This is a genomic window from Aeromonas jandaei (assembly GCF_037890695.1).
In the GTDB taxonomy this organism is placed as follows: Bacteria; Pseudomonadota; Gammaproteobacteria; order Enterobacterales; family Aeromonadaceae; genus Aeromonas; species Aeromonas jandaei.
The window spans coordinates 2,872,632-2,894,763 of the sequence record NZ_CP149571.1; the positions used below are offsets into that span (position 1 = coordinate 2,872,632).

General features: G+C 60.9%; 7 protein-coding genes and 1 pseudogene. 1 reads left to right on the plus strand and 7 read right to left on the minus strand.

Annotation, left to right across the window (positions count from 1 at the left end; all coding sequences use genetic code 11):
- Positions 1–54 precede the first annotated feature (54 nt).
- Genes nrfD through nrfA form a run of 4 tightly spaced genes read right to left on the minus strand, consistent with a single transcriptional unit; the run spans position 55 to position 3,790 of the window.
- Positions 55–1,011 carry a cytochrome c nitrite reductase subunit NrfD gene (nrfD, locus tag WE862_RS13575; RefSeq protein ID WP_042032090.1) on the minus strand — a complete coding sequence of 319 codons (957 nt, stop codon included), beginning with the start codon at positions 1,009–1,011 and terminating at the stop codon, positions 55–57.
- Positions 1,008–1,700 carry a cytochrome c nitrite reductase Fe-S protein gene (nrfC, locus tag WE862_RS13580; protein ID WP_042032091.1) on the minus strand — a complete coding sequence of 231 codons (693 nt, stop codon included), beginning with the start codon at positions 1,698–1,700 and terminating at the stop codon, positions 1,008–1,010. The genes nrfD and nrfC overlap by 4 nt, the downstream gene beginning before the upstream one ends.
- Positions 1,697–2,293, minus strand: coding sequence for a cytochrome c nitrite reductase pentaheme subunit (nrfB, locus tag WE862_RS13585; protein WP_042032092.1), 597 nt, complete (start codon positions 2,291–2,293; stop codon positions 1,697–1,699). Before nrfB ends, nrfC begins: the two co-directional genes overlap by 4 nt.
- 51 nt (positions 2,294–2,344) lie before the next feature.
- Entirely contained in the window at positions 2,345–3,790 is a 1,446-nt protein-coding gene (nrfA, locus tag WE862_RS13590) for an ammonia-forming nitrite reductase cytochrome c552 subunit (protein ID WP_339058633.1), read from the minus strand.
- A gap of 747 nt (positions 3,791–4,537) precedes the next feature.
- On the opposite strand from nrfA, the gene WE862_RS13595 reads away from it, so the two are divergent.
- The gene (locus tag WE862_RS13595; RefSeq protein WP_225628403.1) at positions 4,538–17,821 is read left to right on the plus strand and encodes a retention module-containing protein; all 13,284 of its coding nucleotides are present in this window, start codon (positions 4,538–4,540) and stop codon (positions 17,819–17,821) included.
- A gap of 86 nt (positions 17,822–17,907) precedes the next feature.
- On the opposite strand, the gene glpC is transcribed toward WE862_RS13595, so the two are convergent.
- The 3 genes and pseudogenes from glpC to glpA form a co-directional block, all read right to left on the minus strand.
- Positions 17,908–19,110 (minus strand): anaerobic glycerol-3-phosphate dehydrogenase subunit GlpC, encoded by a 1,203-nt coding sequence (gene glpC / locus WE862_RS13600; RefSeq protein WP_042032094.1) that lies wholly within the window; start codon positions 19,108–19,110, stop codon positions 17,908–17,910.
- A 51-nt stretch (positions 19,111–19,161) separates the two neighbouring features.
- On the minus strand, positions 19,162–20,427 hold the full coding sequence (gene glpB / locus WE862_RS13605; protein ID WP_042032095.1) for a glycerol-3-phosphate dehydrogenase subunit GlpB: 1,266 nt from the start codon (positions 20,425–20,427) through the stop codon (positions 19,162–19,164).
- Positions 20,417–22,103: pseudogene (gene glpA, locus WE862_RS13610) on the minus strand (anaerobic glycerol-3-phosphate dehydrogenase subunit A). Before glpA ends, glpB begins: the two are co-directional and overlap by 11 nt.
- Positions 22,104–22,132 lie beyond the last annotated feature (29 nt).

Consider the following 22,132-nt stretch of genomic DNA (forward strand, 5'->3'; position numbering starts at 1 on the left):
CGCAACAAATAAGCGCCAGTCACCCGAGGGTGGCTGGCGCTGGTGATCATACCGTTATACGACTGTCATCTGGCCGGCATAGAGCACGAAGTAGCGCAGCAGCAGGATCCCCACCAGGGTCAGGCTGCAGACCAGCACCAGATAGCTGTTTCTGGCCCGCAGCGGTGCGGGGGCCAGCAGGGCCAGCAACTGGGGCAGCAGCATGCCGATGCCCACCACCCCGAGCCAGAACACCTGAGCCCAGAAGCCGCTGCCGATGGCGGCCCACATTGCTGCCTCCTTCTGGCCGCCACCGAAGTAGAGGCCGGTAAAGAAGCAGACCAGCAGCAGCACCTCCACCGCCAGCACCGGCCGCTCGAAGCGGTGGACAAAGCTCACCCCCTGGCTGTGATGGTTCTCCTTGAACAGGGTGACCGCCAGCAAGATGGTGGAGGCGATGCCGGAGCTGACGCCGGAGATGAGGAACAGCACCGGCAGCACCGGGTTGTTCAACAGCGGATAGGTCTTGAGCGCCGAGAGCAGAAAGCCGGTGTAGGCCCCCAAGAGCACGGCGAGCAGCAGCAACAGCGGCGCCAGCAGTTGTTCGAAGCGGGCGAGCCAGCCAATCAGCCCATCCACAAAGGCGAACTTCTCTTGCAGCAGGTGACGACGCAAGGTCTCAATCTCGGAGCGAAACACCACCGCCAGCCAGGCGAACAGCACCGCCATGTAGACCTGAAACAGTATGACTCCCATCGACATCACGGAGTCGAACTGGTAGTGGAACATCAGCTTCCAGAAGGTCCAGGGGCGGGCCAGATGGAAGATAAGGATCAGCAGCCCCAATATCACGCTCGCTGGCGCCAGAATGGCGGTCGCTTTGATGATGCCGCTCTCGCTGCCGGCCCCCTTGCGGCGCAGCAGCACCGAGAGGGTGGTTGCCCCGGCGGAGATGCCGAGCAGGAACAGATAGATGGCGATGGGCCAGTCCCAGACGAGTGAAGGGAAGTGAAACGCCTCTTGCATGGTCATGACTTTATCTCCCCTTTGGGCACGCGGTACATCTTGGGCGAAGTGCCGAGTGCCTGCTTGTAGCGATAGGTGGTCTCCTTCACCAGTCGTTTGGCGATGTGGCTGTCCGGGTCATCCAGATTGCCGAACACCAGCGCCTTGGTGGGGCAGGATTCCACGCAGGCTGGCTCCTTGCCCGCCGCCAGGTTGGTCTTGCGGCAAAAGTCGCACTTGTCCGCCACTCGGGTGACCGGGTTGATAAAGCGCACCTGATAGGGGCAGGCGGCCAGACAGTACATGCAGCCGACGCAGAGATCCGGGGTGACGTCGACGATGCCATCCTCCTTGCGGATATGGGAGGCACCGGTCGGGCAGACGTGTACGCAGGGGGCGTTGTCGCAGTGCTGGCAGGACTTGCGAAAGAAGTGGTACTCGGCATCGGGGAATTCACCGATAGGGCCGGAGCGGATGATCTCGAGGCGCGAGACCCCTTCTGGCACCTGATTCACCTCCCGGCAGGCATCCATGCAGGCGGTACAGCCGATGCAGGCCGTCTCGTCGTGGATCATGCCGTAGCGGATCCCGTCGATGGTCTGGCTGTGGGCGAGGGTGGCGGCAAGGGAGCGGGTGTTGGCACGAGCAGCCCCCGTCATCATGATGAGGGCCCCCGCGCTCATCCCCGCCATGAAGTGACGGCGAGAGCAGCTCATTGTGCCTCCTTGCCCGAGGTGGTGTTCGCCTTGGCCTTGACGGCCTCATGCTGCTTGCTGTGGCAGTCGACGCATAGCTTGATGCGGGACTTTTCCGGGATCTCCACCATGGGCTCCTTGGCCGGGTGCAGTTGGTGGCAGCTGGTACAGGTGAGCTTGGTGGCGTGCACGTCGTGGGCCCAGAGTGCCTCGCGAAGCTCTTTGGGCTCGTGACAGCTCATGCAGACCCCGTTCTGCTCGGCGATGGGGTAGCTCTCGGTGCTCTGCTTGTTATTGAAGCTGTCGCTAAAGCGCATCACGTCCTTGACCCCTTCCCGGTGTTTGGGAGAGGGCTGACCATGGCAGTTGGTGCAGGTGATCGGCGCCAGATTGTTGGGGTTGGTCGCCTGACCATGCTTGCCGTGCATCCCATCGCTCTGCTCCTTGTGGCAGTCGGTACAGGCCTTGTCGGGATTGCGCAAAAACGTCACGTCGTGGGTAGCAGGGAGGGCCGCTGGCGCGCTTGCCGTATCGGCGGCTTGGCCCTGCAGGCTGGTGAGCAGCATGGCTGCCATCAGCATCAGTCGTAAGAAATCCATCGTTAAATCACCCATAGGAAGCCTCCATCCACTGCGGGCCCGAGCTGGCCGGGCCCGCAGGCGCCGTTACTGTGCCAGCCGTCCGGCCGCTTTGGCCTCGGCATCCCAGGCGGGGACTGTGGTCTTGAGGAACTGCGCCTTGTCGCTGTTGAACTGCTTCATATCCATGCCAAGAGCAGCTTGGGCCTTCTCCTTGCTGGAAATGTCGGGAATGGCGATCTCGTGGGTTATTCCCTTGGCAGCCAGCAGGCGTGCCAGCTTGGTGCGGGCGTCGGCCGCCTTGTCCAGCGCGGTGCCGAGCACCTTGAGCGCCACTTCCGGGGCGTGCATCTGCACCCCGTGGGAGGCGATGGCATAGTCCCAGCGCCACTGGGCGTGACGGATGTCTTGCAGGATATCCTTCATCTCGGCCTCGGTGGCACCGGCATCCCAGGCTGCCTTGGCTTCAAAGTGGGTGTGAACCAGTTGCTGCTCGACTTTCAGCTTGAGCTCGTGCACCGCATCTTTACGCTGTTTGACGATCCCTTGCAGCATCTCCTTGCTCTGGGTGTGGCAGTTGCGGCAGGTTTGATCGAAGCGATCGAAGGGGTTGCCCACCTTGTGATCGGTGTAGACCTTGCCCTGATCGTTTTGCACCTTGGGCATGTGGCAGTCGACGCAGGCGACGTTGTTCTGACCGTGAATGCCGGCGCGCCAGGTCTCGTATTCGGGGTGCTGGGCTTTCAGCATCGGGGCTTTGGAGAGGGCGTGAGTCCAGTCGGCGAAGCCCAGCTCGTCATAGTAGGCTTCCATCTGCTCGACGCTGGTACCCTTGTCCCAGGGGAATTTCACCGCCTTGGTCGGGCCGCTGAAGTAGTACTCCACGTGGCACTGGCCGCACACCTGGGACTGCTGATCAAAGCGCCCCTGCTCCTTGAACGGCTTGCCGATGGCGGTCATGGCCCGGTCGGCATAGGGACGGGAGAGGTGCAGGGCGGGTTTGCCCTCTTTGAACTCTTGCGAGGCGGTGTCGTGGCAGTCGGCGCAGCCGATGGTGTTGACGATCTCGGGGCCACCCTTGGCCCACATCCCCTTGAAGTAGCCATCCTCACCCTTCTCGTCGATGACGCGGGCCACGTCCGGGCCTTTACAGCTCCAGCAGGCCATGGGCAGCGAACGATCTTCGGCAGTTTTGGGGGCGCCGGTGCGCAGGGTTTCCCGCACGTCGGTCAGCGCATAGAAGTGGCCCCGCGGTTTGTTGTAATCCTTGGAGAAGGGGTAGCCGGCCCAGAGCACCACCATGTTGGGATCCTCGGCCAGCGCATCGGTGCGCTCGCGGCTCTCGCTGGTGGCTTTCCAGCTGCTGAACTGGTCGGCGTGATCCTTGGCGAACAGTTCGCTGCGCGCCTCTATCTTGCCCTTGCTTTGTGCCTCGTCAGCGGCCTGTGCCAAGCCGCTGGTGCCAAGGCAGGTGGTCAGCAGCAGGGCGGCAAGGCCCAGTCTGCTCTGTCTGTTGTGTGAACTCACCATCATCACTCCCCATCATTGTCCTTGTCTGGCCTGACCGGCTCCCTTTTGTGATGCGGAGATCGACACCCCGAGCGGGGTGGCAGGCCTGTTGTTATTACCGGTGAATAAACCGGATTTATGCATTTTCAGAGAGCAACGTTATCAAACCGGTAAACAAAATGATGAATTATCGAGAGGGGAGTTGCGCCAGATCAATTGACGGCACGAGCAAAATACGGAAATGAGATCTGGGTAGAATTTTACGAAAAGTCAGGCTGTTGTGACGGTCTTGCCAAGAAAAATCAGCGGATTTTACGAAGCCGAGTAAAGAGCGTTGTGGAGGTCAGCTCACTCCTTGGCACTATGGCCATCTCTTCTTCGTCGCTCGGCAAGAGAAATGGCTATGCGCGACCTTAAATTTTTATTCACTTTATTATCGATAAGCGCTGCTGTTTGGCTGAGCTCATTTTCACTGCCCGTTTGCCACTGGGGCTCGCTTGAATTCCATGTTCGTCGAGGATTGCAAAGCTAGGTCGCCAAAAATACAGTTTTTCTTGAATGGGCCCGTCAGCAAAGGGTTTCAGCAATATTGCGTCGAAAATTGTCGTGTAAAAAAGCAGGCTAATATGGTTTTTATTGTATGAAATGGCTGTTTTGCGCTGCCTTTTGTCGAAAATAGAGAAAAGACTGATTATCTTGGTTTCTGTATAATCATTGACCAGGTCGATGTGCTGATAAAAATATTTTTAATCAGGTTGTGCCGGAGGTTGTATGGCTGAGTTGCAAATTGAAAAGTCCACGGTGGTGACCCGCATAGAGGGCTCCGTGTTTGTCATCAGTGCAGATGGAGCTGTCGTACGAGCAACCGTGGGGATGGCGCTCCATCCCGGTTATCGGCTGCAAGCCGCGCAGGGGGGGCAGTTTGCACTGGCTGATGCCGATTCGCAGCCAACCGGACAACAACCTGAACCGGCCAATTCTGTTCCGGCCGATGGCAGCGAGGCGCAGCCTGATCAGGAGCTCGCTTCCCTGCAGGAGGCCATTCGCCAGGGGGTTGACCCGACCAAACTCTTTGCCGAGACCGCCGCAGGCAACGCCGCGCCAGCTGCCGGCAATATTGGTGGCGTTGCGGGTTCCAGCTCCGGCGGCTTTGTGGTGGTCGATCGCACCAATGACGCCACTCTGGCCGAGGCCGGTTTCGATACGGATCACAATGCACCTGTCGCCAACGACGAGCTGCGTTTTGCCGAAGTACGCGACTTCTTTGCCGCCATCACCATCACGGAGCCGCAGACCAGCGACAACATCATCAACGCTGACGAGGCGGCTGGCGTTATCATCCGCGGTACCGTGCTAGATGTAGAGGTCGGTCAGCCGGTCACCGTGACCCTGATTGACCAGGCAGGCAACCGGCTCACCGTCACCACAGTGGTGCTGCCCGGTCTGGTCTGGGAGGCCAATTTTGGCGACGTCACCGGCAAGCTGGTGGATGGCCCCCTCACCATTCAGGCCGATACCCAGGATGCTGCCGGCAACCGTGCCAGTGATCTGGGCCAGACCCTGCTCGATACCATCACCACCATTACCCTGGATCTTGCCGATGAGAGCGACACCGGTGCCAGCCAGAGCGATGATCTGACCCGCGACAATACCCCGCTGCTGCAGGGCAAGGGGGAGCCCGGAGCCACAGTCACCCTCTCCCTTGGTGGCAGCGTGCTCGCTGTGCTGACCGTCGATGGCAATGGCAACTGGCAATATCAGCTGCCCGATACGCTGGCAGACGGAGCTTATGATTTTCGGGTCGACTCGGTGGATATCGCCGGCAACCGAGCCAGCGATACCCTCACTATTGAGGTTGATACCCAGGCCGCCATCGATATCGATGATCTCTATGCTGTGGAACTCTTTGGCAGCGACAATGCCACCCTGAGTGGTACCACCGCCAATGTCGAGGCGGGACAGAAGGTGACCATCACCCTGCTAGGCAGCGATGGGCAGATCCTGCTTACCACCTCTGCAGTGGTGGGGGCGGATGGCCGCTGGCAGGTATCAGGTCTTGATCTCTCCGGCATCACGCAATCTTTCGAAGTGCGTGCCAGCGTCACCGATCTGGCGGGTAATTCTGCTTTGGACGGTGCGCCGCTGATCGGCAAGAGCGAGACCTTGACCCTCTCCGAAGCCGGACTGGCCAATGGCCCAGTCACTGCGACCGGCAGCCTCAATACCGGCGCCGGGGTTGATGGCAACCTGCAGGTCACCTTCGCCGCTGACCAGAGTGGCCTTGAAGGGCTGAATCTTACCAGTCAGGGTGTGGCACTCGATTACGTCTGGGGCGGCCAGACCCTGACCGCCACTGCCGGTGGTGTCACTGTCTTTACCCTGACCCTCAACAATAACGGCAGCTATCGCATCGTCTGGAACCAGAGCCTGGATCACCCCGAGAGCAAGGGGCAGACTCTGCTTAACACTCAGGAAACCTTGAGTCTGCCGTTCAACCTCGAGTACCGCGACAGCGACGGTGATCTGGTGAAAGCGCCGCTGGTGATCAATCTGGTGGACAGCAATCCACCGAGCTTCGAGATCCCGGCCATCACCCTGACCGAGGATGCCTTTACCAATGGCGCCGCCGTAGTCGGGGAGAGCAGCTTTCTGGTCAAGCACACCGCCGATCCCCTGCTGGTGGATTCGCTGGTGTTCAGCAATCAGAGTGGCACCCTGGCTACCCTCAACGGCTCGGGTCTTGCCAGCGATGGCCATCCGCTGACGTTTGAATTTACCGATGATCGCACCCTGCTGGGCTACTACCTCGATGGCAATGGTCAGCGGGTAGAGGTATTGCGCGCCCAGCTGCTGGCTGAACAGCAGGGGAGCGATGTGGGCGGTCGGGTGGTGATCACCCTTACCGGCCCGCTCGATCATCAGAGTAGTGACAGCCTCTCGCTGGGGTTGCAGGTGAGTGCCAAAGAGATCGATGGCGATGTCACCAGTGCCGACCTGGCTCTGACCATCAACGACGGCAGTGATCCTTCGCTTGGTCTCGACAAGGGCGTTTCGCTGCAAGAAGGGGGCAACCAGCGCATCGATGGTCAACTGCCGGTCACGGTGGGCAGCGATCGTCTGGTCTCCCTCAACTTTGAGGCGAGCCAACCAGCGCTCGCTGGGCTCACCAGCCAGGGGCATCCCACCAGTTATGAGGTGCAGGGCAACCAGCTGACCGTCAAGGATTGGCAGGGCAATACGATCCTTACCGTCGCCATCGGGCTGGATGGCAAATACCGCGTCTCCCTGACTGGCGTGTTTGACGAACCGGAAGCGACCAACAGCCTCAACCTAGGCCTGAAGGTACAGGGCACCGATTTTGACGGCGACAAGAGCAACCTAGGCACCCTCAATATCACCATTACCGATGGTGCCTTGCCGCAGGTCGATCCTGTCTCCCTGACGCTCACGGAAGATAGCAACTGGCAGCAGGAGCAGACCCTTAACGGTGATTTGACCATCACCGCGGGCAGCGATCCGCTGGCCAGCATCACCTTCGATGCCAACCAGCCGGGGCTGCAAGGGTTCACCTCGGGCAAGCAGGCCGTGACCATCACGGTGGCTGATCATCTTATCGAGGGGCGTACCCCCGATGGCACGCTGGTGTTTGAGCTGACCCTTGGCAACGATGGCAAATACAGCTTTACCCTCCATCAACCGCTGGATCAGGGCAGTGCCGACAGCCTCCTTAAGGCGGGTTTTACCCTGCTCGACAGCGATGGTGACAAGGTCTCCTCCACCATTACCGTGGCGATAGGTGATGGCGCCAACCCGACCATCTCCGCCGTCAGCGGCACCGCCATCACCGAGATGGCGCAAGGGGAGGCGGCCGCGGTCAGCAACATGAGTTTCACGGTGACCCACGGCAGCGATGCCCTTGATCCCGCATCTCTCGGTTTTGATATCGCCACCATCCAGAGCACCCTAACTGGGCTCACCAGCCATGGCAGCCCGATTAGTTTCTCCCTCGATGCCAACGGCCAGCTGGTTGGCTCCACGGCAGATGGTCGCGAGATCCTGCGCGCCGAACTGAATCTGGTCGACAACAACGGCAACTGGAGTGTGAACGCCAAGGTGAGCCTCACGGGGGAACTGGATCACAAGGGGAGCGAATCTCTCAACCTGCCGTTGGCGGTCACCCTGGCCGACAAGGATGGCGATCGCATCGGTACCACGCTGCCGCTCACCATCGCGGATGGCAAGGCACCGAGCTTTATCCCGGGCAAAGGCGTGTCCCTGGATGAGGGGGATCTCACCGGCAGCAACAGCCTGAGCCAAACCGGTCACTTTGACGTGCAAGCCGGGTCGGATCGGGTGGTCGAAGTGGCCTTTGCCGATGCCGGCCAGCAGCCGGCACTCACCGCACTCGGCCAGCCGGTGCAGTACCAGCTGGTTGATGGGGATCCCACCATCCCGGGTAGCCAACTGCTCAAGGGCTATGTGATGGTCGATGGCCAGCGCGTCGAGGTGTTTGAGGTGCGGCTGGTTGGCACGCTGGACCAGGCGGGCAAGAACGGTTTTGACTATCAGGTGACCCTCTATCAGGGGATCCATCAGGGCGCCAACGCCGTGACCGAGCTGCCCATCAAGGTGATCGTCAACGACTACGACAAGGCGGGCGGCAACAACGACAGCTCCAGCGGCACCCTTAATATCCAGATTGGGGAAGGAGATAAACCGACCCTCACTCTGACGGGTGTAACCCTCAGCGAAGGGCGCTTTGATGGCGCCAACTCGGCGGTGGATGACCAGCAGGCGAGCGGCAAGATCATCATCAAAGCTGACTCGGATCCGGTGACAGATGTGCGACTGACCCTCTCCGGTCAGGTTATGGATGCCAGCGGCAAACCCATTACCCATAATGGCGAAGCCTTGACCTGGAAAGCGGTTGGCACGGATGGTCACATCTTCCAGGCTGTCACTGCTGGCGGCGTGGTGGTGATGACGATTACTTTGGTGCAGGTGCCTGCGACCATTGGTGCCCATAACACCGCGACCATCGACTATCAGGTAACGGTGCATACCAACCTGGATCACTGGGGTGATGACAAGCGCAACCTGACCTTGCCGGTACAGGTCACTGACAGCGATGGCAGCCAGAGCCAAGGTTCCACCACCATCATGGTGACGGACAGCCTTGACCCTGAACTCGGTTTGGACAAGGGCGTTTCGCTGCAAGAAGGCGGCACCCAGAGCATCGATGGCCAACTGCCGGTGACGGTGGGTAGCGATCGACTGGTCTCCCTCAACTTTGAGGCGAGCCAGCCGGCGTTGGCGGGGCTCACCAGTCAGGGGCATCCCACCAGTTATGAGGTGCAGGGCAACCAGCTGATCGTCAAGGATTGGCAGGGCAAGGCGATCCTCACCGTCACCATCGGGCTGGATGGCAAATACAGCGTCTCCCTGACCGGCGTGTTTGACGAGCCGGAAGCGACCAACAGCCTCAACCTTGGCCTGAAAGTACAGGGCTCTGATTTTGACGGGGACAAGAGCAACCTCGGCACCCTCAAGATCACCATTACCGATGGCGCCTTGCCGCAGGTCGCTCCTGTATCCCTGACGCTCACCGAAGATAGCGACTGGCAGCAGGGCCAGACTCTTAATGGTGATCTGACTATCACCGCGGGCAGCGATCCGCTGGCCAGCATCACCTTCGATGCCAATCAGCCGGGGCTGCAAGGGTTCACCTCGGGCAAGCAGGCCGTGACCATCACGGTAGCCGATCATCTTATCGAGGGGCGTACCCCCGATGGCAAACTGGTGTTTGAGCTGACCCTCGGCAACGATGGCAAATACAGTTTCACCCTCCATCAACCACTGGATCAGGGCAGTGCCGACAGCCTGCTCAAGGCGGGCTTTACCTTGCTCGACAGCGATGGCGGCAAGGTCTCCTCCACCATTACCGTGGCGATAGGTGATGGGGTCAACCCGACCATCTCTGCCGTCAGCGGCACCGCCATCACCGAGATGGCGCAAGGAGAGGCCGCTGCGGTCAGCACCATGAGCTTCACGGTGACCCACGGCAGCGATGCCCTCGACCCCAACTCCCTTGGCTTTGATATCGCCGCCATTCAGGGCTCCCTGACCGGGCTGACCAGTCACGGCAATCCAGTCACCTTCTCCCTAGATGCCAATGGCCAGCTGGTCGGTACCACGGCAGATGGTCGCGAGATCCTGCGCGCCGAGCTGAGCCTTATCGAGCAGAACGGCAACTGGAGCGTCACCGCCAAGGTCACCCTCATGGGCGAGCTGGATCACAAGGGGAGCGAATCTCTCAACCTGCCGTTGGCGGTCACCCTGGCCGACAAGGATGGCGATCGCATCGGTACCACGCTGCCGCTAACCATCGCGGATGGCAAGGCACCGAGCTTTATCCCGGGCAAAGGCGTGTCCCTGGATGAGGGGGACCTCACCGGCAGCAACAGCCTGAGCCAAACCGGTCACTTTGACGTGCAAGCCGGGTCGGATCGGGTGGTCGAAGTGGCCTTTGCCGATGCCGGCCAGCAGCCGGCACTCACCGCACTCGGCCAGCCGGTGCAGTACCAGCTGGTTGATGGGGATCCCACCATCCCGGGTAGCCAACTGCTCAAGGGCTATGTGATGGTCGATGGCCAGCGCGTCGAGGTGTTTGAGGTGCGGCTGGTTGGCTCGCTGGATCAGGCGGGCAAGAACGGTTTTGACTATCAGGTGACCCTCTATCAGGGGATCCATCAGGGCGCCAACGCCGTGACCGAGCTGCCCATCAAGGTGATCGTCAACGACTACGACAAGGCGGGCGGCAACAACGATAGCACCAGCGGCACCCTCAATATCCAGATTGGGGAAGGAGAGAAACCGATCCTTACCCTGACTGGTGTAACCCTCAGCGAAGGGCGTTTCGATGGCGCCGCTAACAACCAGACTGCGGACGATCAGAATGCCACCGGCAAGATCACCATCACCGCCGATTCCGACCCAGTGGTCGATGTGCGTCTGGCTTTTGCAGGTCAGGTGATGGATGCCAGCGGCAAGGCCATCACCCACAATGGCGAGGCCTTGACCTGGAAAGCAGTTGGCACGGATGGTCATACCTTCCAGGCGGTCACGGCTGGCGGCGTGGTGGTGATGACGGTGACTCTGGGGCTGGTGCCGGCGACAATAGGCGCTCATACCACCGCGACCATCGACTATCAGGTAACGGTGCATACCAACCTGGATCACGGCGTTGATAACAAGCTTGATCTGACACTGCCGGTACAGGTCACCGACAGCGATGGCAGCCAGAGCCAGGGCTCAACCACCATCACGGTGACGGATGGTGTGAATCCTATTATCTCCGCCATTGACTCGGTCACAGTGAAGGAGTCTGCTCTCGATGGCTCCGCCAGCCAGCATCCGGGCACTATGCCCTCAGATCGGGGGGAAACGGCCAGCGGCAAGGTGACCATCAGCGCCGGTTCGGATCGGGTCGCTTCCCTTGAACTCGACGTGGCCGCCTTCAACCAGGCTAACCACCTGACCTCCAACGGTCAGTCGGTGACGCTGGCCGCTCACAGCCCTGGTTGGTATCTGGCTACAGCAGAGGGTGGCAAGTCGGTTTTCTGGATCCACCTCGATGTGAACGGCAGTTACAGCGTCTATCTGGTGGGGCAGCTCGATCACGGTATTCAGGGTAAAGATGATCTTGCCATTGAGGTGCCGCTCTTTGTCACCGATCACGATGGCGATCGTAGCCCCAATGTCAGCGTGACCGTGACGGTACAGGACGATATGCCTATCGGCACTGTGCTGGCTCATTCCCTGAACGAGGGGAGTGCCACCGTCAGCGGTGATCTGCTGCCAGCCGCCAACGAAGGGGCTGATGGCGCCCGGGTGGAGTCGATCACCATCAATGGCCAGACCTATGCCGTCAATGGCTCCCTCACCCGGGATGTGATGAGTCCGGATGGCAAGCAGGTGATGGGCTCTCTCACCATCTCGGCGGATGGCAGCTACCATTTCACGCCGGCCAGCGGCTTTGATCACGATAATGCCCAGCTGAGTCAGGTCATCATCGCCCATCTGGTGGATGGCGACGGTGACCGCGCCGACAGCACCCTGACCCTTAATCTGCGGGATGAGCCGGTGAGCTTCACCGTCACTGCGGCAACCGGCAACGAAGATCAGGGGGCTCAGGATCCACGCGCCGGTATTCCCATCAACATGCAGCTTGATATCGGCGATTTCGACCGGGGCGAGCATATAGATCAGCTCCTTATTCAGGCGCCAGCCAATACGCATGGCACCTTCTATTACAACGGGGTTGCCCTTGCCACCACAGCGGATGGCAAGTGGTTTATCGTCCCGCCAGCGGCCATGGTGACCAGCGATAACGTGCACTACAGCACCCAGGGGGTGACTTTTGTGCCGGATGCCAACTGGTCTACCTGGAGCAACAAGGGCCAGCCGCTGCACTTCCAGGTGCAGTTGCAGGTGGGGGTGACCGAGGGGGATGCCCCTGCTGCAGTCACCGGCAATCTTGTCATCACGGTACGCGGCGTGGCCGACAAGCCGGTGTGGGATGCAGGTCACACCAACCAGCACTACGACACCAACGAGGACAGCAGCGGTATCAAGCTCAATGTGCAAGCTAACCTCACCGATGGGGATGGCTCCGAAACCCTGAACTACCAGATCAAATGGGAGGAGGGCAAGGGCACGCTCATGCTCAACGGGGTTGAACTCAAGCCAAACGCCAGCGGGCTCTATACCGTATCTGCAGCCAATATCAACAAGGTGACCGTGGTTCCGGCCAAGGATTTCAGTGGTGACATCAAGCTGTCGGTGACCCCGATCAGCACGGAGCAGGGTCTGGTGGCTCCGGGTCAGGGTACGGCGCAGGGAGACAAGATTGAGCTGGTGATCAACGTCAATCCGCAGGCGGATGACGCCAAACTCACCGTGCGCGATATTCAGGGCAAAGAGGATACCTTGCTCGATCTGGGCAGCAAGATTGGCCTGGCCCATCTGGGTGACACCACCGATGGCTCCGAGCAGCTCTTTGTGCGCATCAGCGGCCTGCCCGCCGGGGCGACGCTGCTGCTGGGGGACGTTGCCGTCAGCCAGAATGCAGCCGGGTATTACGAGGTGCCCTTTGATCGCATCAATGAGCTCAAGCTACTGCCGCCCAAAAACAGCAACGTCGATTTCGATCTGACCATCAAGGGCGTGGTCAAAGACAGCGCCACCCTGACCGATGCCAATGGCCAGACCCACATCGTGGTGAACGAGAAGGAGACCGGCTCCCAGACCATTCATGTGGATCTGGTGGGGGTGGTGGATCAGCCTCACTTCGAGCTTGGCAATACCGGCTGGGAGGCCGAAGGGACAGGCTATGCCATCACAGTGGGTGAAGATGGGCGGGCGCCGCTCAACTTTACCCTCACCTCGGGCGAGTGGGTCGATACCCCGCACGATACCTCCGAGAGCCTCAACGTGGTGCTGCAAGGGCTGCCGGAAGGGGCTCGGGTATTTGATGCCAGCGGCAAGGAGCTGACCCTCACTTTTGCCGGACTCGATGCCAGCGGCAGACCGACCTATCAGGTCAATGTCTCCGATTTTGGCAATCTGCTTATCCAGCCACCCCACAACAGCACGGCGGATCTGCATCTCGTTGCCAGGGTGGTGGTGACCGAAAACGACGGTGACAGCAAGAGCTTCGAGGTGCCGCTGCATATCAAGGTGGAGCCGGAGATCGATGCGACCGACTACAGCAAGGCCAGCCACGGTCTGGAAGATGAGTTTACCGTACTGGACTGGCATCCGACCCTTACAGATGGCGCTGAAAAGGTAACGGCGCTGAGTCTCTCCGGGGTGGAAGATGGCTACCAGATCTGGCTGCGTGCCGGCGGTGTGGAGAGCCAGCTGACCGTGGTGGGTGGCAAGGTCACCCTGACTGCCTCCCAGCTCGACAGCCTGCTCAACGGGGGCCAATTGTTGGTGAAGGCGCCGGAGGATAGCGATCGGAATACCACTATCCAGAGCCACGTCACCGTGACCCAGCACGATGTGGATTCGGGCGCGGTGGCCGAGAAGGTGATCGATGGCAATCTGAACGTCGATATTCAGGCGGTGGTGGAGCCCGATGGCGAGCTGACCCAGACCGGCGGCGCACTCGTGGGGCAGGGCGGTACCGATATCGATCTGGCAGGGCGTTTCCTCTTTACTGATCTCGATCCCTCCAGCGTGGAGGAGATCGACTATCTGGTGATTAACTTGCCGGTGCTGAACGGCGGCGCAGGCGATCAGTTTGTGGTGATCGGCGGCATCAACAACGGTAACGGTAGCTGGATCGTACCGGCGGGCAACCTCGGTAGCTTCAAGCTGCATGCGCCGGACGGGTTTGTCGGCAAGGTTCAACCGATCCGTATCGATGCCATGGTGATTGACCGGGGAGACGATGGCGATGCCAGTGCCCATGTCAAGGTGAGCCTTGACACGGAAGCGACCTTCGAGGCGACGCCGACGACTAACAAGGAAGCTGCGGCGACCGTCGATATCGACGACAACGCGGTGTTGGTGGGTAAGGAGGATATCCGGGTCGATTTTGGTCAGCAGCTCAAGGGGGTGATCCATATCGGCGCCGCCGATCAGGGCAGCGACGAGGTGACCATAGTCCTTAAGGGATTGCCGGCGGGCGTCACCATCAGCGGGGCCGAGTACAACATCTCGACCGGTGAGTATGTCATCAAGGTGCCGCCGTCATTGGCTGGTCTGGAAGGGCTGACCCTCGGCTTGCCGCAAGACTTTGCCGGCTCGCTCAATATCGAGGTGAAGGTGGTCAACACGGATACCGCCAGTGGCGATATCAAGGTCGACAGCAGCACGGTACGGGTCGATGTGGCCCCCGTGGTCGATGTGAATGGTGGCCGTGGCGAGCACCCGGAACTGACACTGACCGTGCTGGATACCAACCATGACGGACAGCCGGACAATCTGGAAGATAGCGAGATCCACCTCGACTTGTCGGTGAAACTTGCCGACATCAGCCCCTCCATCGCGGGCGGCGGCCTCGAAACCGTGGAGCGGGTCACCATCACGGTGGATGCGAAATATGGTTACTTCATCGATGGCAGCGGCAAGCCGGTCAACACCCTGGTGGTCAACGATGTGGCTGACCTCAAGGACTTGGTGTTTGTGCCCAAAGAGCACTTCAGCGGTCAGGTACCGCTCGACATCAAGGTCGATATCGTCGATACCGCGCTGGTCGGTGGTCAGCAGGTGACCGACAGCGGTAGCTGGAGCGGGCAGGTCGGCTTTGAGGTAAGACCGGCCAACGATCCCGCAGCGCTCACGCTGCACGATGTATCGGGCAACGAAGATGGTGCCATCAGCCTGGCTGGCTTTGGTGCAGCCCTTATCGATAACGATGATTCCGAGAAGATAGTGGCGTTGCAGATCAAGGGGGTACCGGATGGTTTTACTCTTTCGGCCCCTGCCGTCAACAATGGCGGCGGTGTCTGGCAGATCCCGGTAGGTACCGATTTTGCCAAGCTGACCCTGATCCCGCCGGCCGATTTCAGCGGCAGCGTGGATCTGTCACTCAGCGCCTTTACCCTCGACAAGGGGCTCACCATTCCCCTTGAAACCAGCGGCAGCTTCACCGTGACAGTCAATCCGGTGGGGGATGCCCTCATTGCCGATATTCAAGGGCAGGCGAGTGGCACCGAAGGGGATGTGATCAAGCTGGATCTGGGGCTGGAGACCAGGGATAACCAACCAACCGGCGGCAATGCGGGTAATGTGCATGAGAACAAGCCGGAGCAGGTGCGGGTCACCATAGAAGGTGTTCCTGATGGTGCCGAGATCCGCTTGCCAAATGGCGTGGCGGGGACGGTTGTTGATCTGGGGGGCGGTCGCTGGCAGGTCACCACCGAGGGTGGCAAGCTGGGTGCTGTCGAGCTGGTAACCAATGATGCCAACGGCGCGCTGGATCTCAAGATCATTGCTCAGAGCCTCGACAACGGTGCCCTTGGCCCTGAAGTCAATGGCACCATTCATGTGGATGTGAGCCCGGTCAACGATGCGCCAATCAACGTATTGCCAACGACCCCACAAGTCGCGCAGGAAGATCAGCCCTTCGTTATCCACGGCTTGCAGGTGAAAGATGTGGACGCGGGCAGCAGCCCCATCAAGATCACCCTGTCGGTGGAACATGGCACCCTGACGCTGCCAACTGGCAGCGGCGTGACGGTGGTCGGCAACGGCACCGGCTCTCTGGTGTTGACCGGCACGCTGGCCGATCTCAATGCCTTGCTCTCGGGCGGGGTCACCTATCAGGGGAACAGTGATTTCTACGGCAATGACGCCCTGACCATGGTCACCAACGATCAGGGGAACACCGGTAGTGGCGGGGCTCTCAGCGATACCGATGTGCTGCCCATCGAGGTGCAACCGGTCAACGATGCGCCGATCAATCAGCTGCCCACAGCGCCGCTGGTTGCCGAAGAGGATATGCCTTACCGCATTGATGGCTTGCAGGTCAAAGATGTGGATGCGGGCAACAGTCCCATCGAGGTGCGCCTCTCGGTTGGTCACGGCACATTGACCCTGGCGGCCGGCAGCGGCGTGACTGTGACCGGCAGTGGCACGGGCTCGCTGGTGCTGAGCGGCTCGCTTGCCGCCATCAATGCGCTGCTGGCGGGCGGGGTGACCTATCAGGGGACACAGGACTTCAATGGCCAGGATCAGCTCACCATGGTGACCAATGATCTTGGCAATACCGGTAGCGGCGGGGCTCTCAGCGACACCGATGTGGTACCCATCGAGGTACTGCCGGTCAATGATGCGCCGGTCAATCAGCTGCCGGGCAGCATGACGGTCAAAGAGGATGGCTCTCTGTCGCTATCCGGCATCAGCGTGAAGGATGTGGATGCCGGCAGCGCACCTGTCTCCATGGTGCTGCGGGTCGAGCATGGTGTGCTGACCCTGCTGGGCGCAACCGGCGCCGTGATGGTGCAGGGGGCGAATACTAGCGAGATCACCCTGGTGGGGTCGCTGGCCGATCTCAACCAGTTGCTGGCAAGCAGCCTGCACTATGAACCGGCCAAAGATTTCTGGGGAGAGGATACCCTGACCGTCACTACCTCGGATCAGGGCAACAGCGGTGCAGGTGGCCCGCTGAGCGACACCGATCAGGTGACCATCAATGTCACGCCCGAGCCGGACATGCCGAGCCTGACGCTGACCCAGCACGAGATCCATGCCCTGCAGGGGGCGCTGGTGCCCCTGAGTCTGCAGGCCAGCGTGGTCAATCCGGCGACCGGTGAGCTATCCATTCGCATCAGCGGATTGGGTAATGCTAAGGTACAGGATGAACATGGCCTGACCGTGGGGCATCAGGAGAGCAACGGTGACTGGCTGATCCCGGCGGATCACTCGGTACCGCTCTACTTCAACGGCCTGAGCGATGGGGATCATGTACTGGGGATTTCCGCCGAGTCGAGTGTCGGCGGTTCCACCATCAGCACGCCACTCGATACCCTGACTATCCACAGCCAGAGCGGTCATGAGCTGTTGGGGTCCGAGCATGACGACATCCTCTTTGGCTCTTCAGGCGATGATCGTCTGGTGGGAGGGCTTGGGAACGATGTTCTCAATGGCGGCAAAGGCAACGATATCCTCACCGGCGGTGCCGGCAGCGATCTCTTTGTCTGGCAGAAGGGGGATGAGGGGAGTCAGGGGCAACCCGCTATCGATACCATCACCGACTTCCATCCGGAACAGGGGGACCGTATCGATCTGGCTGACCTGCTGCGGGGTGGCCCGGGAGCCAGCGTCGAAAGTTTGCTAAGCAACCTCTCGGCGTCGGTGACGAGCGGCAGCAATGGTCTGAGCGATGTGAATCTCTCGGTGACCTCGGCCAGTGGTGGTCAGGTGACCCAGCAGATCACCCTGAAGGATGTGGATCTGAACAGCTGGAATCTCACCAGCACTTCGTCCCACGACATCCTGCAGAGCATGCTGGATAACCACAGCCTGATCATCCAGCATCCCTGATAGCGGGCGAGAAACGTAAAAGGAAGAGCCGGCAATTGCCGGCTCTTTGTTTATCTCTGCGTGGATTGTTTTTTGTTATCAGCCGATCAGGCCAGTGCCTGAGCCAGCAGGTGGATGGGATGTTCGCAGCGAAACGCCGTGCTCATCTCGATCTGCCATTTGCAGGTTTCGCAATCGGTGATCACCAGGTCGGGGGCCAGGCGGTTGATCTGATCGAATAGCCCCTCGCCGATGGTCTGGCTGGTCTGGTAGTTCTCCGACTTGAAGCCGTAGGTGCCGGCGATACCGCAGCACTGGGACTCCAGCACGGTCACCTTGACCCCGGGAATGGCGCGCAGCAGTTCGAGGGTATAGATGACGCCCCCCATCTTCTCCATGTGGCAGGGGGTGTGGTAGGCGATGTGCAGATTGAGCGGTTTCATCGCCGGTTTGTTGCCCTTGTAGAACTCGTTCCACAGGAAGCGGGTCACCAGCGAGATGCGATCCCGCACCTTGTGGTTGTCCTGCTCCAGCAGGTGGGGATATTCATCGCGCAGGGTAAAGCCGCAGGTGGAGGAGGTGGCCAGCAGCGGCATCTCGTTGCCCAGCAGGGAGTTCTCCATCTGCTTGATGTTGAAGGCCGCCTGCTGCTTGGCCTTGTCCATGAAGCCGTTGGCAATCAGTGGCACGCCGCAGCACTTCTCCCGCTCCAGCAGCTGCACGCCGATATTCATGGCGTTGAGCACCTGCACCAGCTCCTTGCCAAGCTGCGGGTGGTTGTAGTTGACGTAGCAGCCGTGGAAGTAGGCGATTTGGCGCTCATAACTGGCCTGAGCTTCTTTTTGCTTCTTGTACCAGCCGCGGAAGGTGCCCTGGGAGTATTTGGGCAGGTCGCGGTGGGAGGAAACTCCCAGCGCCTTGTCCAGCACCAGCTTCATCGGCTTGAGGCCGGTGGTGAAGTTGACCACCGGCGCCATCAGGGTAGACATGCTGCCCATCAGATCGGTGTGGGAGAGCACGAACTCGCGGATCCCCGGTTTGAAGCCGCTGTACTTGTCTTTGGCCTTGGCGATGATGTCGCCGATGCGTACTCCGCTCGGGCAGGCCACTTCGCAGCGTTTGCAGTTGGTGCAGTGCTTGAGGGCGCTGTCAAACAGCTCCGGGCTCTTGATCCGCAGCCGCTCCCCATCCGGGCCCGCCTGTTTGGGGCCGGGGTAGGCGGGATTGGCTTTGGCCACCGGACAGTAGGCGGTACAGACGGTGCATTTGATGCACTGATCGAAAGTTTGATTGGCATGATCCAGTAGCATGTCAGTTCTCCTCCCGTAGGGTGTGAAGGCACGGGATATGGGACAAATAAATCATTGGGCGGCGCCCAGAATATGGCCGGCGGCCTGCCAGCCGGTAGCAACCGCGACACCAGAACCAGATCCCTCCTTGATGGGGTCATAGTGCGCCAGCACGCTGCCTGCGCCGTAGAGGTTGGCGAGCGGCTTGCCACCGCGCAGCACTCTGAGCTTGTCGTCGGTCTTGACCCCGAAGCCCATAAAGGGGTGGTGGTCGAACAGGCGGCGACCGGCCCAGGCGTCGCGCTCCTCCAGACTCAGCACATCGGCATCGAAGATGGGTTCGCGAATGCCGCGCAGACGGGACTCCAGCCCGCGGCTGAAGAAGCTGCCGGAGGCGAGCACGAAGTTGTCGGCTTCAAACAGCTGGTCATCGCCATTCTGGGTGTGTACGCCGACCACCCGATCGCCCTCGTAACGGGCGCCCAGCACCCGCTCGCTGGTGAGGAAGGTGCCGCCAAGGGCCATGAAGCGGCGCTTGAGCGCCTCCTGCATCCGCATCCCGATCAGCGATGGCGGCATGGTCGCCACCTCCTTGATGGTGCAGCCGGTACGTTGCTCCAGCTCCGCCAGACGCGGGCCAACCAGCCCCAGCGACAGGCAGGCGGGTAGCACGATATGGCGGCAGTCGGGCACGCCGCTCTCCTGCACCATTCGACTGATCTCGCTGGTCAGATCGGCCACCAGATGGTGCTTGTCACACAGGCGCGCGATGTCGGCAGAGCGAAACTCATGGGGATTGCGGCTGAATTCGGCCAGCTGGGGCAGGCGGATTTCGCCAGTCAGAATGCGGCAGTGGGCAAAACGCGGATGGGTCGCCAGATTGGCCGCCGCCAGTGCCGGATGAAAGTCGCGAAAGCCCTCGAGGGTGGCCAGCAGTAGCACGTCCGGGATCGGTGCATCGGTGACGCAGGCGCAAGTATCGGGGGAGAGCCAGGTACGTTTGAGGGTACCGATGGGGGTCAGGCGCTGGTGATTGGTCTCGTGGCGCACCAGCGGCAGCCCCTGCTCGGCGCAGTGGCGCTGCAGATCGGCCAGACTCGCCTCGATATTCTGCATTCCTACTTTGCTGTAGGGGTGATCCGGATGGGCCGCCATAAAGGCGGGCAGGGCAGCGCGAGGATCCCCCTCGCTCTCCAGCAGATCGACCGAGCCGGAGGAGAAGTGCAGGGCACTCTGGCCGGAGGCCATCAGCAGGGTCTTCTGGCCCGCTTCCACCAGACGCAGGGCGGCCGAGAGGCCCGCCATGCCGCCGCCGATAACGATATTGTCAAACTTCATGACGGCTCTCCTTCTCAGTGGCGTGAGTGGCATTGTGCTGCCCGGGGGCGCGTGGCGCATCGGCAACCAGCTGCGGCGTGCGTCCACTCGCCCAGGCCAAACAGCCCCTCGTAGATCCAGTAGGTAAACTCGGCCTCGCGCAGGGCATCGCCCCACAGCACCGGGCGGGTGCCCTTGTAGCGCTCTTCCAGGAACTGACGCAGCATGACGCAGGCCTGACGGCCGTCTGCCTTGCCATACTCCTGCATCAGGCCGGCGGCGCGGTAGGCGCAGAGCTCGCCCTGACAGGGCCCCATCCCCAGACGGGTGCGGCGGCGCAGGTCGATGAGGTTGTCCACATCGAGCTCGCGCAGGGCGTATTCGATTTCACCGGCGGTGACCATCTCGCACTCGCAGATGAGGGCGTTGGCTTTCGGATTGTCACGGAAGAAGGCGATAACCCGCTCGCCGTGGCGGTACTGGGCCGACCCTTCGGCAGGCACCGAGAGCCCCGGGGCGGAGACCTTCTCCGGATCCCGCGAGCCGGGCAGATTGAGCTCGGCTGTGCGGCAGGGCTTGCTGTTGCCGAGTTTTTTGGCCAGCAGATCGGTGGCCCACTCGGCCATCAGGCGGTAGGTCATCAGCTTGCCGCCGGTGATGGTGTTGAAACCCTTGAGACCGTCGCGCTCGGCGTGATCGAGCAGCACGATGCCGCGGCTGATATTGCGGCCGCTCTCGTCGCCATCCACCGCTACCAGCGGGCGAACGCCGGCGTAGGCGCGCAGCAGACGGGTGCGCGCCATGATGGGGGCAAGCTTGATCCCCTCGCGCAGCAGCACCTCCACCTCCTCGGGTTCGACGGTGAGCTGGTCAATCTTGTTGTAATCGATGCGACTGGAGGTGGTGCCGATAAGGGAGATGGTATCGCCCGGCACCAGAATGTCCGCATCCGCCGGTTTGCGGGCGCGGTTGAGCACCAGCTGGTTGATGCGGTAATCCATGATGAGCAGGGATCCCTTGGCCGGGAACATGCGGATGCCGAGATCGGCGTATTCGCAAATTTGCTGACCCCAGATGCCGGCGGCGTTGATCACCTCCTGACACTCCACCTCGAACGCTTCGCCGGTGCGGGTGTTGAGCGCTTTGACCCCGTGTACCCGATCCTGAGTGCGCAGGAGTCCCAGCACCTTGCAGTGGGTAAAGATGCGCGCGCCGTGCTCTTTGGCGTCCAGCACATTGGCGGCGGCGAGGCGGAACGGGTCGACCGTACCATCCGGCACGTGGATGGCGCCGATCATCGCCGGGTTGGCGTTGGGCTCCATACGCAAGGCTTCGCGGGGATCGAGCTGACGGGTTTCGATCCCGGCGCGGGCGCAGGCATCCATGAAGGTGGTTTGGAAATTGATGTCATCTTCCGGCAGGGTGAGGAAGAGGCCGCCAGTGTCCTCGACACAGTGGCTGGCAATCCGCTTGAGGATGCGGTTTTCCTGAATGCACTCGCGGGCGGACTCCTGATCCGTCACCGCGTAGCGTGCTCCCGAGTGGAGCAGGCCATGGTTGCGCCCCGTGGTGCCGGCGGCGATATCGTCCCGTTCGAGCAGAATGCAGTCAATGCCGCGCAGTGCGCAATCGCGCATGATGCCTGCCCCGGTGGCCCCGCCGCCTATGATGACGACTTGTGTAGTTATTCTTTGCATTGGTGCCGGTCTCGCTACTCACATTGATG

Bases quoted from the DNA above. Each gene is read 5' to 3' on its own strand.
- glpC (WP_042032094.1), bottom strand. From the start codon at position 19,110: ATGCTACTGGATCATGCCAATCAAACTTTCGATCAGTGCATCAAATGC.
- nrfA (WP_339058633.1), bottom strand. From the start codon at position 3,790: ATGATGGTGAGTTCACACAACAGACAGAGCAGACTGGGCCTTGCCGCC.
- WE862_RS13595 (WP_225628403.1), top strand. From the start codon at position 4,538: ATGGCTGAGTTGCAAATTGAAAAGTCCACGGTGGTGACCCGCATAGAG.
- glpB (WP_042032095.1), bottom strand. From the start codon at position 20,427: ATGAAGTTTGACAATATCGTTATCGGCGGCGGCATGGCGGGCCTCTCG.
- nrfC (WP_042032091.1), bottom strand. From the start codon at position 1,700: ATGAGCTGCTCTCGCCGTCACTTCATGGCGGGGATGAGCGCGGGGGCC.
- nrfB (WP_042032092.1), bottom strand. From the start codon at position 2,293: ATGGGTGATTTAACGATGGATTTCTTACGACTGATGCTGATGGCAGCC.
- nrfD (WP_042032090.1), bottom strand. From the start codon at position 1,011: ATGACCATGCAAGAGGCGTTTCACTTCCCTTCACTCGTCTGGGACTGG.